We start from the raw sequence: 16,711 nt of genomic DNA on the forward strand, positions 1-16,711 counted from the left end.
CGTGGCGGAGCTGCTTCCCCTGGCCCAAGCCGATGCGATCTCCCACAGCCTGCTCGACTACCTAGGCACCACGTTCGCCCTCGCCGACCCCGACGCGCGCCGTGTGCTCGCCGAGTTCCTGCAGCACCCCGAGACCGGCATGTTCCGCGGACCCTTCGTGCGCGTTCGGCTTCCGTTCCGACCTGCTGCCGAAGGCTGGCGCGAGCACCTCGAGTGGTACGAGGGCTTCTCGCCCTACGGACACCAAGCCGCCGCGTTCGCTCGCCTCAGCAGCTACCGGCTGACCCCCGAGCGGCCCCGCCCGCAGCCCACTCTCGTGACAACCGGCACCGGATCCGGCAAGACCGAGGCGTTCCTCTACCCAATCCTCGATCACGTCCAGCGCGCCAAACGCGACGGCGTGACCGGCATGAAGGCGCTCATCCTCTACCCGATGAACGCGCTGGCCAACGACCAGGCGCTGCGACTGACCAGCCTGCTCACCGAACACGCCGCCCTGGCCGGGGTGACCGCCGCCCTCTATACCGGTGAGGCCGGCCCGCAGCGCACCAAGGTCACCGCCGACGGACTCATCACTGACCGCGCCGTCATCCGCGACCTTGCCCCCGACATCCTGCTCACCAACTACAAGATGCTCGACCAACTGCTGCTGCGCCCCGCCGACGCCGACCTCTGGCGCCAAAGTGCGCACAGTCTGCAGTATCTGGTGCTCGACGAGTTCCACACCTACGACGGCGCTCAGGGCACCGACGTGTCGATGCTGCTGCGCCGCCTCGGTCTCACCCTGAAAAGCCACTGGGTACCCGGCGGTCCCGCCCTGACCGACGAGGACTGGCAGCGCCCGCTGGGCCGCATCACCCCCGTCGCGACCTCCGCCACGCTTGGAGACGGCGGTGACCCTACGGCGATGCTCGACTTCGCCGCGACGGTGTTCGGCGACACCTTCACCCCCGAAGCCGTGATCACCGAATCACGCCTCACCGTGGCCGAATGGGCAGGCGACGCCGCCGCACGACTGCGGGCCACCGGGTGGCAGCCCGCCGACCTTGACGAGAACCGAATTACCGACGTCGCCGAAGCGATTCCCCCGCAGGCAAATCCGTCGGTGCGCGCGCTGGTGGTCCTGTGCGGCCTCTACGACGGCGGTGACGACACCGCGCTGACGTCGGCGATGACCGACAACAGCCCCTTGGTGCTCGACCTGGTCAAGGCGCACCCGGTGTTCGGCCAGCTCGCCGAGAGGGCCTCCGCGGCCACCGCCATCGACGAGCTGAGCCGCACGCTCTTCGCCCCCGTCCGCGACGACCCGGACGACATCGCCCGCAGACAGGCAGTCACCACCGCACTCGTCGACACCCTCAGCCATGTCCGCGCCCGCCACGGCCGGAGCGCCCTGTCGGTCGACGTGCACCTTTGGATCCGCGAGCTGACCCGTATAGCCCGCGCCGCGACCGGGTCGCCGCACTTCATCTGGGAGGACGACGGCGTCCACATCGGCGAAACCGACCACGCTGCAGCCTATCTGCCCGCCCTGTACTGCCGGCACTGCAACCGTTCGGGCTGGGCCGTCACGCTGGCCCCGACCGGGTGGGACTTCGACGCCGACGACACCACCATCCGGCGGCGCAAGCTGCGCAACGACGACCGCTTCCGCGCCCTCATCCACGCCCCGGTCGAGGCCGACAAGTACGCCCCCGCCGACGAGGACGCCCACCGCAACGCGCCGTCACGGTTGGGCTGGCTGATGGTGACCGAACGCCACATCACCTTCACCATGCCTGCGGAGGACAAGCTCGCCGAGGGCGCCGCGCTGCCGGTCCTGGTGCATAGTTCCGATACCGCCGGCGACGATTCGGTCAACGACACCTGCCCGTCCTGTCGGCAACGGGACGGTATCCGCTTCCTCGGCTCGGCGATCGCCACCATGCTCTCGGTGTCGCTGTCCACCCTGTTCGGCACCCCCGACCTCGACGCCGCCGAGAAACGCGCACTGGTGTTTACCGACAGTGTGCAGGACGCCGCGCACCGCGCCGGATTCGTGCAAGCCCGCTCCCACGCCCTGACCCTGCGCACCCTGGCCCGGCAGGCGCTCGACCGCGGCGAGACCGACCTGGCCTCACTGGCGCACCGGATGATCGACCTCGCGGGTAACGATCCCGGCGCGCGCTACCGGCTGCTTCCTCCCGAACTTGCTGAGCGCGAAGCATTTTCGTCGTTCTGGCAACCGCGCACCGTGTCGGCCAAGACCCGCAACCTGGTGCGCCGCCGGCTGCTGCTCGACGTCCAACTCGAATTCGGTCTGCGTGCCGGAGTGGGCCGCACCCTGGAAACGACCGGCAGCGCCGTCGCGCACGTCGACGTTGCCGCATCGGTGCTGCGCGCCTGCGCCGCCGAAGCCCTGCAGGCCGCGCAGATCCAGCTGAGCTTCGACGAGTTCGACGACACCGCCTTGACCGCCTGGGTGCGCGGCGTGCTGGAACGGATGCGCACCCGCGGCGCGGTGGAGCACGAGTGGTTCGACAAGTTCCGCCGCGAGGACGGTAACCGGTGGTGGGTCACCGGCGGGCGGCGCCGCGACCAGGGCATGCCTGGCTTCGGGAAGGGCAACTCGGCGCCGGGGTTCCCGGTGTTGGGCGGCTCGGCGCGCGACACCGATCTGGAACCCGTGAGTGCCGCGCGGGGTTGGTACCCCGCATGGACCGCCAAGGTCCTGGGCGTCGGCACCGGTGAGGCGGCGGTGCTGTCGCGGCTGCTGTTCACCCGGCTGCGGGCCCGCGAGATTCTCGGCGAGGTCGTCACTGCCTCCGGCGGGCAGACCTTCCACCTGCCCGCCAGTGCCGTGGTTGCCCGCGTGGTCGACGACGCGGAGATCGAGTCCGACGCGATCTCGCTGATCTGCGACACCTGCCGCAACACAGTGCACAGCTACCCCGAGACCATCGGCCAACTCGACACCGCACCGTGTCTGGTGGCCCGGTGCGTGGGCACCATGCGCCGCCAGCGCGTCGAGAACAACTTCTACCGCCAGATGTACGCGGCCACCGATATTCGCCGCGTCGTCTCCCGCGAACACACCAGTCTGCTGCCGTCGGAGACCCGGTTGCTCTACGAATCGCAGTTCAAACAGACCGATCCGCCGCCGGACGCACCCAACGTGCTGGTGGCCACCCCCACGTTGGAGATGGGTATCGACATCGGTGACCTGTCGGCGGTCACGCTGTCCTCGCTGCCGCGGTCAGTGGCGTCCTACCTGCAGCGCGTCGGCCGGGCCGGCCGGTTGACAGGCAACGCCCTGGCCCTGGCGTTCGTCACCGGCCGCGGTGATCAACTCCCTCGGTTCAACCATCCCGGCCGGATCATCAACGGCTCTGTCCGGCCGCCGGCGACCTACCTCGACGCCGAGGAGATCCTGCGCCGGCAGTTCACCGCATCGGTCGCCGACGTACTCGCCCGCCGCCCGGGCGCCCCGCATCCGCGCAACACCCCGGAGGCGTTGCGCGCCACCACCGCCGGAAGCTACCTGGGCGCGCTCATCACCGAAGCCGAGACCCGCTGCGAGGAGCTGGTCGACAGCTTCTTGTCCGGTATGCCGCCGTTGGACAACGACGTCGTTGCGCGGCTGCGCCGCTTCCCCCGACCCGGCGCCAACGGCGTCGGAACCAGCGAGTTCGCCGTGCGCTGCCACGTCGCCAGCCAGGTGTGGAACCGGCGCATCGAAACCCTGACCCACCGCAAGACCGCCGCCGAGAAGGCGCTGCCGACCCTGCTCGAACGCGCCACCTCGCCAGCGGCGACGGACGACGACAAACGCGAACTACGCACCGCGCAGGCATCGGTACGGCTCATCGGCAAACAGCTGGCCAACCTGCGCTCGGAATACTGGATCAGCGCGCTGGAATCATTCGGCCTCTTGCCCAACTACACCCTGCTCGACGACTCCGTCACGCTGTCGGTGTCGGTGAACTGGCAGAACCCTGAAACCCAGGAATACGAACATTCCGAGTTCGAGCTCACCCGCGGCTCGGCCCAAGCGCTGCGCGACTTCGCCCCCGGATCCACCTTCTACTCCAACGGTTTCGCGATCGCCATCGACGCGATCGACCTCGGCCCCGAAGGCGACCAGGTCGGCTCCTGGGCGTGCTGCCCGCGCTGCGGGTACGTCCGAGAGCTCGAGGCCCACGGCACCGACACCCCCACCCATTGCCCGCGCTGCGGCTCCCACGGCATCGCCGACATCAGCCAGCGCCTGCCCGTCGCCGAACTGACCAGCGTGTCGGCCATCATCCGCCGCGAGGAAGCCACCATCGACGACGGCTCCGACGAACGCGCCCGCGAACGCTTCACCGTGCAGTCCCTGGCCGACATCGACCACGCCCACGTCACCAAACACTGGTACGTGCAGTCGCACGGCTTCGGCGCCAAGCATTTGCGCAACGTGACGATCCGCTGGGTCAACCTGGGCCGCAGCGGGGTTGGCGGCGCCAAACGGGTCATCAGCGGCGACGAGGTCGACGCCGCGTTGTTCCGGGTGTGCTCGGAGTGCGGCAAGCTCGACACCGCCAGCGGGTCCAACCACCGGCGCGAACACCGGCCCTGGTGCTCGCGGCGGTCCTCCCACGAGGAATCGGCCACCGAGCTGGCGTTGGCGCGGCGCCTAACCACCGAGGGGCTAGTACTTCGCCTGCCGCAGTCGATCACCCTCGGCGACGCGTTCGCGATCCCGTCGCTGTCGGCCGCGGTGCTGCTCGGATTACGCGAACAGATCGGCGGCGACCCCGACCACCTGCAGATCATCACGATCGTCGACCCCGCGCCCAGCGGCAACACCGAACACGCCCTGCTGCTGCACGACGTGGTGCCCGGCGGCACCGGCTACCTCACCGACTTCACCGACCCGACCACGGTATGGGACCTGCTGCACCGCGCCTGGACGATCCTGCGCGACTGCGAGTGCCGCCACGACGGCCGGTTGGCCTGCGAACGCTGCCTGCTGCCGTTCGCCGCCCCCGCCGACGTCACCCACACCTCACGCTCGGTGGCCGAACGTCATCTCGCCGGCCTGCTGATCGGACGCGACCCTAAACCCGGCGAGGACGCCGAGGTGCCGGACGCGATGCCGTGGACGCTAACCACCGAGGAACCCGGCATCAACGACCCGGAATCTAACCTGGAGAAACGGTTCCGCGTCGTGCTCGCTAAACGGCTCAAGGCACTCGGAGCCGCGATCACCGAGAAGCCCACCGACAGCGGCGTCGCCTGGGACATCGCGCTGGGCTCCACCCACCGCTGGACCTTGCGTCCCCAGGAGTACGTGCTGGGCTGCCAACCCGACTTCATCCTCACCTACGCCGGGGGCGGGATCGCGCCGACGGCGATCTTTACCGACGGCTGGCTGTACCACGCCTCCCCGTCCCACAACCGCCTCGCCGACGACGCGGAGAAGCGCCGCAATCTGCGCGACGCCGGATACCAGGTCATCGGCGTCACCCATGACGACGTCAACGACACACCCCTGATGTCGCCGGCGTTGCGCACTGACGTGCAGGCCGCACTGCTCACCACCGCAGGCGACCAATTGTCCCGGGGAATGGTCGATTTGGCGTTCGGCACCGCGATCGACCTGCTCGTCGCGTGGATCCAGCAGCCGCAGCGCGACGCCCGCCAGCGACTCGCGAACTGGCTGCCGGCGATGGGCCTGCTCAGCACAATGCAGACCGGCACCCGCACCACCGACACCGAGCCCCTGACCACGCTGGCCCTACAGGCGCTCGACGGCGGACCCGTCGCGAACCCGTCGGGCAACACGTCGGTGTGGTCATTCGGCGGCTTCGCGTTCGCAGTTCGTATGACCGGTCAACCGTATTCAGCCGAAGCCGCGATCGTCGTCGACGACAACGACGCCGCACTGCACAGCGACAGCAGGGACGCGTGGCGGGAATGGCTGCGCTGGTCAAACCTGCTGAACTTCCGGTCGGTGCCGCCCATCATCACCACCCGCCGCCATGCCGCGCAAGCGGTGCCGCTACAACCGGCGACGCCCACGGCCGAAGTTGTTGCAGAGGGCGCGCTTTCGGGGGCTTGGCGGGAGGCCTACGAACAGGCCGATGCCGCCGGCCGGGAGCTGATCATGCAGCTGGCCGAAACGGCCCTGCCCGTACCCGACGTCGGCGAGGAAGTCGACGGTATCCCGGTCGAGATCTCCTGGCCCACCCGCAGAATCGTCGTCGACCTCGGTCTCGACGACGACGAGCGTCGCCACTTCAGCTCGGCAGGCTGGACGGTGTGTACGGCGGATGCGGACAACCTGGCCGCGGTTCTATCAGACGGAGGTGCCTAGTGCCCCAGATCATCCTCGGGCCCGGGCTGAAGAAACTCGACGGCAGTCTCCAAAAGGCCACGTACAGCTTCCTCACGAAGCTGGCCGCCGACGACACCGCCCCGGGGCTGCACATCGAGCCGATCAACAACTCCGCCGATCCGCGCGCCCGGACCGGACGGGTGGACCTGTCGTTCCGCGCAGTGCTATTCAAACTGCAGGGCAGCCAGGATGAGGCGTCCTACGTCTTCGCCGGAACCTACCCGCACGACGAGGCGATCGCTGTCGCGCAGAAGTCCAAGATCAGCATCAATCCGCGCAACGGTGTCGCCGAACTGATTCCCGTCGACGAGTTCACACCGCCGCCGGCGCCCACAGCCGAGCCGACGATCGCCCCCGCGGCGACCGAGGTCGCTGAACCCAGTCTGCGCCAACGTGAATACAATCTCGACGACCTCGTCGATCTCGGTATCGACGCCGTCTTCGCCGAGAAGGCGCTGGACCTCGTTGGCGAGGACTCCGTACTTGAGTACGCCGAATCCGCCCCGGCATCCTGGCAGGGCTACGCGATCATCGATCTCTACCTCGGCGGGTCGTTCGACGAAGTCCGCGAGAAGTACCAACTGTCCGAGCCTGCTTCGGTCGACACCACCAACGACGATGCGGTGCTCGCCGCGATGCAACACCCGGCTGCCCGAATGGAGTTCGCGTTCATCGAGGACAACGCCGACCTGCGGGCCGCGATCGAGAACCCCGACTTCGCGGCGTGGCGCATCTTCCTACACCCCGAGCAGCGCATATGGACCACCAAGGTCACCACCGGCGCGTTTCGCCTGACCGGCGGTGCAGGCACCGGCAAGACCGTTGTGCTGTTACACCGTGCTCGAGAACTCCAACGTCGCAATTCGGACGCACGAATCGTGCTCACGACGTTCAATCAGACTTTGGCGCAGAGCCTCGCCGAACAGCTCAGGATCCTCGACGCCGACATCGCGGTGGCAGACGACCTCGGCAGCCCCGGGGTTTACGTGGCAGGCGTCGACACCATCGCCCGCCGGGTCCTGGTCACCGCGTCGGGGCTCGGCGGCGGCAACGGACAACCCGGGCCGGTGGCGGAGGTGCTGGGTCCGCGAACCGCCGAGGTGCTCAGGGTGACATCTGCGCAAGCTTGGCAGGCCGCGGCCGAGCAACATGCCGGAGAGCTCCCGGACGCGCTGCGCTCGGTCTCCTTCCTGGAGGCTGAGTATGCGACCGTCATCCTGCCCAACCACGTCGTCACCCGGGAGCAGTATCTGAAAGTGCGGCGGCCCGGCCGCGGCGTCGCGCTGAACCGGTCACGACGAAACGCAGTGTGGGACATCATCGAGACCTACCGCGCGGGCGCAGCCGCCGAGGGCGCGACCGACTTCGACGAGAAGGCGGCGATCGCGGCGCAGGTCCTCGACAGCAGTGCCTACCGGCCGGCCGACCATGTGCTGGTGGACGAGGCGCAGGACCTGAGCCCATGCCGATTGCTGTTGATGCGGGCGCTGGTCGCCGCCGGCCCCGACGACCTGTTCCTCGCCGAGGATTCCCACCAACGCATCTACGGTCAACGAATCACGCTGAAGAGCTACGGGATTAACATCGTGGGCCGGTCGCGGCGGTTGACCCTGAACTACCGCACTACGCAGGAGAATCTGCGCTACGCACTGGGCATCCTGTCGGGTGAGCAGTACTCCAACCTGGACGAAGAACCCGAGAGCACCACCGGTTACCGGTCGGCGCGGCGCGGGCCGAAACCCACTGTGCTAAAGGCAGAGTCACTGACCGACCAGTACCAGAAGGTCGCGGGCCTCGTGCAGTCCTGGATCGATGGCGGCACGGCACCCGAAAGCATCGGTCTGCTCGTGCCAACCCGCAAGGAGGCTGAAAGTCTGCCGCGTGCACTGGGAGACCGAGACGTGACGGTGGCCTTCGTCGACCGGGACAAGGCCGGGCCGCCAAAGACCCCGGTCGTCATGACGATGCACCGTGCGAAAGGCATGGAATTCGCGAAGGCGGTGCTCGTCGGTGTCGGTGAGAAGTCGCTGCCGCGCAGCTATCTGATGGGTGCGGTTCCCGATGAGGAGCGCGCAGATGTACTGCGCCGGGAGCGTTCGCTGCTCTATGTGGCCGCTACCCGGGCACGCGATGAGCTCGTCGTTGTTTATGTCGGTGAGCCGAGTGAATTGCTGCCTGAGCACGGTTGATTACGCCAACCGAACTTCCCGGAAATAGTCGGAATGACCTTTCACCGTTTGCGAAACATCCCGGTCCTTAATGTTCGCGAACTTACTGGTAAATCCGCGTAGCCCCACGGCCACGCTGCCGGCTTGAGCGGCGGCGTAGGCGAACTTCAAGACTGGATCGTTGACTGAGTGGTAGTTGTAAACCGTGCCGGTGACAGCCTCGCTTAAGGGCCGCCAGTCGCCCTTCTTGCCTTCCGCGGCACCAAGTAGATGGATGGTCTCGATGCAAGGGGTGGTTTGACTGGTACCGAGGGTCTCGGCCGCTGTGATCATGGCACGGCCGCCCAGGCTGTGGCCCACCAGAATGAAGCTGTCTGTTTTCGTACGCGCCAGAATTCCGGCTAGCGCTGCGCCGGTCTTATCTGCTCGAACCATCGCGGTGTGCCAAGGGTTCTTGGCGGCATCTGCGAGCAGTAGAGCTGGCCCGATGGGACCGAGCTTTTTCGCCGCAGTGCGTCCCGCGCGCGCCGCGAATCCCGAGGCAACTCCCATCGCTTGTCTAGCGCCGACATTCTTGATGCCGAGCGCGAGCAAGGTTCCAAGTTCCTTGCTACCCCAATGCAGACGGTAGATGGGTGAGTCTGGGTACCGTCGCTCGACCGCTTCCACGGCATAACGCCAGTTTTGATCGACCTCCGTCATGAAACCCCTCGCGATGATGACGGGCGTGCCATCACCGGCACGAAACTTCTCGATCTTGAAGGACTTGTCCTCGCTGATATAAGCGTTGGTGATACTCGCGCCCAGCGCTGAGCCGAGCGCCGCTCCCGCGGCAGCGACGACGTAGGTGCCACCCACCATTCCCAAACCGCCAGCCGATAGCGCGCCGCCGCCCAGCAACGCAAGGCCGTAGCTGGACGCTGCCGCTCCCGTGTAACCGCCGACCAGGGTGCCTACGGCGCCGCCCACCGCAGGTGCCGCCATCAGACCGCCGGTACCGACGACACCAGCGGCGAGTACTCCGGTGAGGGCAAGCCGAGAACCCCGTGCGAGGTTCCGTTTGCCGAAGACCCTCAGCTGTTCATACTCATCCAACGATGAGACCTTGTCGCTGGCGCGTTCGAAACTCGGAAGCTCGTGCCGGTGTTCAGCACAGAATCGCGGTATGCGGATTGGCCCAAATCCCCGTGTCGCCATACTGCTGCAATGCGGCGCTGCGCACTTGAGCGTCGGCGAACCACACGTCGCACAGAGGTAGACAGGGATGGTGGTCGGAGTTTTGGTGACCTTTCGGTGGTCGGTTCGGACGTAACAGGCGGAACACCAGCCGTTCCGAGTCGTCCGCCCCACAAGGTCGATGAGTTCAGCTATCTTTTCGGCTGTTTCAGCGTGGGCGTCCGCCTGTTTACGATGACTGGCCCGCTTCTCTTCGTTCTTGAACTTCCGGTACTGCTTCTCGTGTTTAGCGTAGGCCCAAGCGTTGTGAATTAGCGCCGGGTTCGCGAGCATTGCCTCATCGCCCTCGGCCTCGGGTTCGATGGTCGCTAGCGTCCCGCTCAGTCGGAGAAAACGCCCCTGGGGTGATCTAACTTCACAGACCATCCCATCGTGTGAGACCGGGTTGAACAAAACCGCCGTTGACCCCATCTGAACCCCTGATTCGCTTGTTCGGAAAGACATTAACCCCTCGATACGACATGGTGGACTGTTTGCTGGCTTTCTGAAGTGCCAAGAATGGTCGAGTTACCCTTTCGTTGGCTATCGCTTGCAACTGCGCGGCCTAACGACCGACCGACAGTCGTATGCCGCTGTTAGCCTCGGGGTCGTGGAGTTTCACGGGGAGCTTGCGGATGGCAATAAAGTTGCTGATACGTCGGCCGGACGCAGGGTTGCAGTCGCGCGGCGGCAGCCGATGGCTGATCTGCATACCGTTGACGCAGCGGTCCAGAGGCATCCGTGACCGCCCTCATCGCATGGCTTGACGCGTCGAGCGAGGATCAGCGGCGCATGCGTGAGATCGTCAACCTGTTCAGCGAGCGTGAGAGCCGCGACGAACTCGGAATCGGCCAAGTCCGCGACGCGCTCAGTGACGCACTTTGGCCAGGTACCTCAACGCTGTTCACCCGTGCGCGTTACTTCCTCTTTATCCCGTGGTGCTACCGAGCGGCAGCTGAGGCGCGGAACGACATCGATAATGCTGCTGCGCTCGCAGACCAGAACGAGCGGCGTCTCATCCGCGGTCTCATCGACGCCGGTGAGAAGGATGGCGTGATCGGGGGGAGCGTCGGGGTAGCAGTGAAGAACTTGCCGTCTGCCCTGTACTGGGGAGGAATGCGCACACACGGCATCCTCGTCGACGCGTCCCTGAGTAGGGAGGATGCGATCGCCGCTGAGATCGACCGCGTTCAAACTCGTCGTCCGGTCACTGTCGAGTACCAAGACGAGGCGTCGGCGTGGCACGGCGGCGGGTTCCATCCGACATTGCCCCCTGTGCCCGAGCGGTTTCCGACGGAGGTGCCAGCCGGATTCGCGATGCCATTCAGCGAAGCGACATGGCTTCGTGATCGGATGCTCGCCAGTTCGCCCGACACACTGCTCGAGTACGCGCTGCAGCATCGCCCGGACGTCGAGAGCGCGGTTCCGTGGGAGGACTCGGTCCTAATGAAGGCCGACGGTGAACGCGCGGGGGTGCTCGATGATGCGAGGCGATTCTCGATTCTCATGAACAGCGCATCGTTGATGTACAACCTGATGTTGGCGGAGGCCTACGAGCGCGAGGGGTTCGACCGTGTGGAGAACCCGGTCGACGCCTACCGCGAACGTCTCGACAGGTGGGGCGAGCAACCCGGCCTGGCGAGCGACATCGCGACGTGGGACCGCGGTGAATTCTGGCGTCGTGTGCTCGAGCGGAACCCCAACGTCAACACCCGGTCGCGCCGATTCATCAACGACTGGTTGGATCTGCTCGGCACGGTTAACCTGTCTGATCTCGCCGACAACAGCAGGTTGAGATCATTCATCGGTCGTCGCGAACGCGAGCACAAGCGAACGCAGGCGAGACTTACGAACAAGCGCCTGCTGCAGGCGTGGCTCGGATCGTCGGGAAGCCGTCCCCTCGTTTATCGATGGACTCAGATACGCCCGATCATCCACGACATCCACGACGGCCTGGAGCGTGCGAATGCTTGAGCCCGACGGCCGTGCCGCGCTCACCGAACAGCTCCGCGCACCCAGCGGGTTCAGACTCGCGCACGCGGTGGCAACTACATTCACACTTGACTTGACCACCGCTCTATCGGTGCCACTTGCTTTCGCGGCGCACCGCGTGCGCGAGAGCCACGACCCGATCGCCATCCTCGACGCTGTGCGACGTGCCGCCGACAAGATTGATCTCTTCGCCCAGGCGGGTCAGGTCTTCGAACCGCGGGTGCCCTCCGACCTGTTTGCCCTGCTCGAGCCTATGATCCACCCTGCCTCAGCGCCCCGTCCGGGCATGCTCTTCCATCCCAAGGTCTGGGTTCTCGAATATGCAGACGGAGATGCGCGGAGCTATCGGATGCTCTGTGCCAGCCGCAATTTGACCAATGACCGTAGCTGGGACCTCATCGTTCGCCTGGATGGAATGGCATCCGATAAGCCGGTGGAGCAGAGCGCGACTCTTGCGGCCTTCGTGCGCGCCCTGCCCGCGATGTCGGTGCAGCCGCTCGCTGCCCATCGCGCAGAGCGGATCACGAACCTCGCGAACGCGGTCGCCCGCGTCGAGTGGGAGCGACCCGCGGACGTTCGAAGTCTGCGATTTCACCCGTACGGCATCCCCGGCATCACTTCGGAACCGCTGCACGAAATGTTTGACGGGATACGCCACGGGGTCGTCTCGCCCTTCCTCAGCGACGAGGGCATACGCCGGATCATTCCGCCCAGGTCGGAATCGGTCGTCATCCTGGCGCGTCGGGAGCAACTGGAACGGTTGGATCGTCACACGCTTGAGCACATTGATGCCCTAATCCTCGACGACGCCGCTAACGACGACGACGTCGCGATGGAAGGGGCGAGACTGCAGCCAGGAGTAGCGGACACAACGACGACCCCGCCGTCGGATCCCCTCATTGGTTTGCACGCGAAGGCGTACGTTCTCGATCGACGGACCGGATCGCACCTATTCGTCGGGTCTGCGAACGCAACGGAAGCCGCATTCGGCGGCAACGTGGAGATGTTGGTGGAGTTCGAAGGCACTCAGCCCAAACTCGGGGTGAAAGCCGTTCTCGGGGATGACTCGCGCTTGCGTGTGCTCACGATTCCGTTCGAACCCGAGGGCAACGCAGAGGTACCGCCGGACGAAGTGGCGGACCACGCGCTGGAGCAGGTGCTCGGCTTGCTGGCCGCTCGGCGATACTACGCGGAAGTTGTGGTGGATACGGACGCACCCTGTTGCGGTGACAGAACCATTGAGGGCCTCGAAAACGTCTATCGCATCGAGCTTTCCGCAGAGGAGTCGGTGAGGGTTCCGGAGGAATTGAGCGCGCGAGTCACCCTGCTGACGCGTCCGGCCAACGCCGGCTTGGTGCCGGGCGATCCCGTCGTCTTTGATCGGTTGGCGCTCACCGACATCACACCGTTCATTGTCATTCGGGTCACGGACGCCCGCGACGTCACCAGATCGACCGTGGTCGCTGCTGCCCTTGAAGGCGACATTCCCGGCCGACAGGATGCCGTGATCGCTCGACAACTCGGCGACCGGTCGGCATTCATGAAGCTGTTGGCGCTGCTCCTCGCACTCGAGGGCGGAGACGGCATTTTCCAGTTCGACCCATCAGGTGTCGCGGTTGCGGGCTGGGCGGAGAACGGCAATGGACTCTTCGAAACCCTCGTCAGAGCGATCGGTGTCGAACACGGTGGTCTGGCCGATGTTCGGAGAATCATCGAACACGTGAAGACCGCGGATGGTCGCCGCCCCATGGGCTCCCCGTCGGTGCTGCCCGACGGCTTCGATGAACTTTGGGAATCGGTCTGGGCGGCATACTCTGCGGGGACTCGGGTGGTCAGCGAATGAACGCACCTGATGTCGAGCGGATTCTCGCTGGACTAAAGGGATTTCAGCGCGACGCCGTCGAGCACATAGTAAACCGAATCCATCGAGCGCCTAATTCCAGTGGGCGGTTCTTGGTTGCCGATGAGACAGGCCTGGGAAAGAGCGTCATCGCGCGTGGCGTCATCGCGTCCACCATCGCCGAGCTGCAGGACGCAGACCACATCAACCGGATCGACGTGGTCTACATTTGTTCGAGCACTGACCTGGCGAAGCAAAACCTTCGCCGGCTGAACGTCACGGGTGACCCACACCTTGGCATCACCAGCAGGCTGACGATGCTCGCGTTGGAGACTAGGCATCTCGCGTCTGATACCTCACTCTCTGGGAAGAAGGTCAACCTCGTATCCTTTACTCCTGGAACGTCCTTCGATTTGGGATGGCAGACCGGATCGCAGGAGGAGCGACAACTGCTGCACATCCTCCTCAACGGTATTGACAGCGCCGATGCAGCGGTAGAGCGAGCATCTGCGTTGTTCTTCCAAGGTGGAGTCGCCTCAGTACATCGTTTTCAGGCTGGTATCGCGGGTATGAGGACCACTCTCGGCGATGGGCCGGATCCCGTGATCCAGAGGGAGTTCACCGCCGCGATCCAAGCCAGCGGTCTACGTGAGCAGTTCGAACTCGTCCGTGATCAGCTGCGCGGTCTCGATGTTCTCCAACCCGAATTGCGCCGCGAGGTGAATCACCTAACCGCCCGGATGCGTGGCGCCCTCGCAGCCGCGAGCGTTGAGTCGCTCGAGCCAGACCTCGTGATCCTCGACGAGTTTCAACGTTTCCGACATCTGATCGACCCGAAGAGCGGAAGCGCAGCGAGCGAATTGGCTCACCACCTCTTCAACTATCGCGATGCGAAGGTTCTGTTGCTCTCGGCGACACCCTACAAGCCATATACGACGGTCGCAGGTGACAGCGAGGACGACCACTACCGCGACTTTATGACGACGCTGGAGTTCTTGACCGGAGGCGATGGTCCTGCGCTGGAGCGAATCCGCAACGGGTTCCGCAACTATCGTCATGCCGTCATCGCAGGCTCCGACGCGTTTCGAGAGGCAGCAGAACTGCGGAAGAGTCTGCTGCCCTACATGAGTCGTTCTGAGCGGCCGCGGCTCGAGGAGGGGCGAGATCTGCTCGTCCGCCGCGTCGTGAGCGACGTGCCCACATCCGAGGACCTGCGCGACTATGCGGCCTTGCAGAGTTTCGCCCGAGTGATCGACTCACCCGTGAGCTTGGACTACTGGAAGTCCATCCCGTACTTCGCCAGCTTTATGGAGGGCTACAGACCCGGGGAGAGGGCCCGGCAACAGCTGGAAAGCGGTGTGGCAACACCTGAACTGGCGACATCTATCGCCCAGCTCCGGTCGATTCAGCCACAGGCAGTCAGGCAGTACGAGCACGTCGATTACGCCAATGCCCGATTGCGGGCCTTCGCCGCGGAGACGATCGACAAGGAGTGGTGGAAGCTCCTGTGGGTCCCGCCGTCGATGCCGTACTTGACTCCAGGCGAAGTGTATTCGCCATTTTCGGATGGTTCGGTCACGAAGCGTCTGATCTTCTCGGCATGGTCGAGCGTGCCGACGTCGGTAGCGAGTCTGCTGAGTTACGCGGCCGAGCGGCGGATGGTGGCGCGATCCACGATGACCGAGAACACCGCGGAGGCCAGGAGGGCAGTATCATCGCGACTCGACTACGTCACTAGGGACGGGCGGGCGGCGAGCATGTCCACGCTCGCCCTCTTCTGGCCGCATCCGGTGCTCGCCGAAGTTGGTGACCCGCTCACTCTTCTGGACCAAAGTCCTCACTTGTTGGTCGCTGATGAGGCGAGAAGGCGGGCCGATGAACGCATCTGGGCTCTGACTGGAACGCCGGCAGATGCGCGGCATGAGGCAGTATGGGAGGCATTCTTCGCTTTGCCAGGCAGCTGGCCCGAGGGTGTGCACCGGCGCGCAGACGCCGCCGCCTTCTGGCTCGCGGGGCGTGGCGGTAGGAGCACTAACGAAGACACCGACTCGGGCGGTGCCCTGAAAGAACACGCTCGGCTTGCCTTGACACAATTGGGGCCACCCAGCTGGCATGAGGATCTCGGGGGGCTAGCGGTGCATAGCCCAGGAAACATCGCTTATCGAGCGCTCGCACGGATCTGCGGTGAACTCGACCGAAAACTGCGGCCGGACCTGTGGCGTGCTGCTGCTCGCCTGGCCAATGGCATTCGGTCACTCTTCAATCGCATGGATGTACAGTTCCTCCTCGACCAGATCTACGGGCACCAGCAGCCCTACTGGAAGTCGGTGCTCCAGTACTGCGCCGATGGAAACCTTCAATCTGTCCTCGATGAGTACTGTTTTCAACTCAAGCTCGAATTGGCCGGTTCCGGCGTTGACGCGCAAGCGCTTAGCCAGATTGCGGACCGAGCAGTCGAAGCGCTGACCCTCCGCACGTCGCGGTACAACGCGCGAGCCGCCGATGAACAGCTCACGAAGATTCCAATCACGGTGCGGTTCGCCCTGAGGTACGGGAGTGGTGTGGGTGACGTCGAAAGTGTTCGAGCTCCGGAAGTCCGGAACGCGTTCAACAGCCCCTTCTGGCCGTTTGTTCTCGCATCGACGAGCGTCGGCCAGGAAGGGATCGACTTCCACTGGTGGAGCCATTCCATCGTGCACTGGAACTTGCCATCGAACCCCGTCGACTTCGAACAACGCGAGGGCCGAGTCAATCGCTTCGGCGGGCATGCGGTGCGGAAGAACGTCGCGTCAGCGCATGGTCGGAATGCGCTCGCGACCGTGCGGCCAGGAGAACACCCGTGGCAGAAAGCCTTTGACGCCGCGGTCGACCGCACTGAACTCGGCGAGTTCTCGCCGTGGTGGATTTACCCAGGTGCTGCTCGTGTCGAGCGGATGATCGTGCACTTCCCGCTCAGTCGCGAGGAAGTGCAATACGAGGTGCTCCGCGACTCGCTCACGCTCTATCGGATGATGCTCGGCCAGCCTCGACAAGAGGACATGATGGAACTTCTGCGGCAGCGGGGTGTGAGCGAGAGTGAGGTGGCCCAGCTTGACTTGAGGCCGCCCCGTCGTCGCTGATTCCCGACTGCGCCTGATG

General features: G+C 65.2%; 6 protein-coding genes. 5 read left to right on the forward strand and 1 reads right to left on the reverse strand.

Annotated features, from left to right (window positions below; all coding sequences use genetic code 11):
• Position 1: 1 nt before the first annotated feature.
• Positions 2 to 6,337 carry a DEAD/DEAH box helicase family protein gene (locus FHR72_RS05500; protein ID WP_183466927.1) on the forward strand — a complete coding sequence of 2,112 codons (6,336 nt, stop codon included), beginning with the start codon at positions 2 to 4 and terminating at the stop codon, positions 6,335 to 6,337.
• Positions 6,337 to 8,547 carry a 3'-5' exonuclease gene (locus FHR72_RS05505; protein ID WP_183466928.1) on the forward strand — a complete coding sequence of 737 codons (2,211 nt, stop codon included), beginning with the start codon at positions 6,337 to 6,339 and terminating at the stop codon, positions 8,545 to 8,547. The genes FHR72_RS05500 and FHR72_RS05505 overlap by 1 nt, the downstream gene beginning before the upstream one ends.
• Here the strand turns inward: FHR72_RS05505 and FHR72_RS05510 are convergent, their stop codons facing one another.
• Positions 8,548 to 10,035: a DUF726 domain-containing protein gene (locus FHR72_RS05510; RefSeq protein ID WP_260155830.1), complete on the reverse strand. Its 1,488-nt coding sequence runs from the start codon at positions 10,033 to 10,035 to the stop codon at positions 8,548 to 8,550.
• Between the two features lie 447 nt (positions 10,036 to 10,482).
• Between FHR72_RS05510 and FHR72_RS26715 the strand changes: the two genes are divergently transcribed.
• The 3 genes from FHR72_RS26715 to FHR72_RS05525 are packed head-to-tail and all read left to right on the forward strand — an operon-like array spanning position 10,483 to position 16,692.
• Positions 10,483 to 11,715 carry a DUF6361 family protein gene (locus FHR72_RS26715; RefSeq protein ID WP_311736064.1) on the forward strand — a complete coding sequence of 411 codons (1,233 nt, stop codon included), beginning with the start codon at positions 10,483 to 10,485 and terminating at the stop codon, positions 11,713 to 11,715.
• The gene (locus tag FHR72_RS05520; protein ID WP_183466930.1) at positions 11,708 to 13,576 is read left to right on the forward strand and encodes a phospholipase D family protein; all 1,869 of its coding nucleotides are present in this window, start codon (positions 11,708 to 11,710) and stop codon (positions 13,574 to 13,576) included. The genes FHR72_RS26715 and FHR72_RS05520 overlap by 8 nt, the downstream gene beginning before the upstream one ends.
• Positions 13,573 to 16,692 carry a helicase-related protein gene (locus FHR72_RS05525; protein ID WP_183466931.1) on the forward strand — a complete coding sequence of 1,040 codons (3,120 nt, stop codon included), beginning with the start codon at positions 13,573 to 13,575 and terminating at the stop codon, positions 16,690 to 16,692. Before FHR72_RS05520 ends, FHR72_RS05525 begins: the two co-directional genes overlap by 4 nt.
• Positions 16,693 to 16,711 lie beyond the last annotated feature (19 nt).

The organism is Mycolicibacterium iranicum (assembly GCF_014190915.1).
Lineage (GTDB): Bacteria > Actinomycetota > Actinomycetes > Mycobacteriales > Mycobacteriaceae > Mycobacterium > Mycobacterium iranicum_B.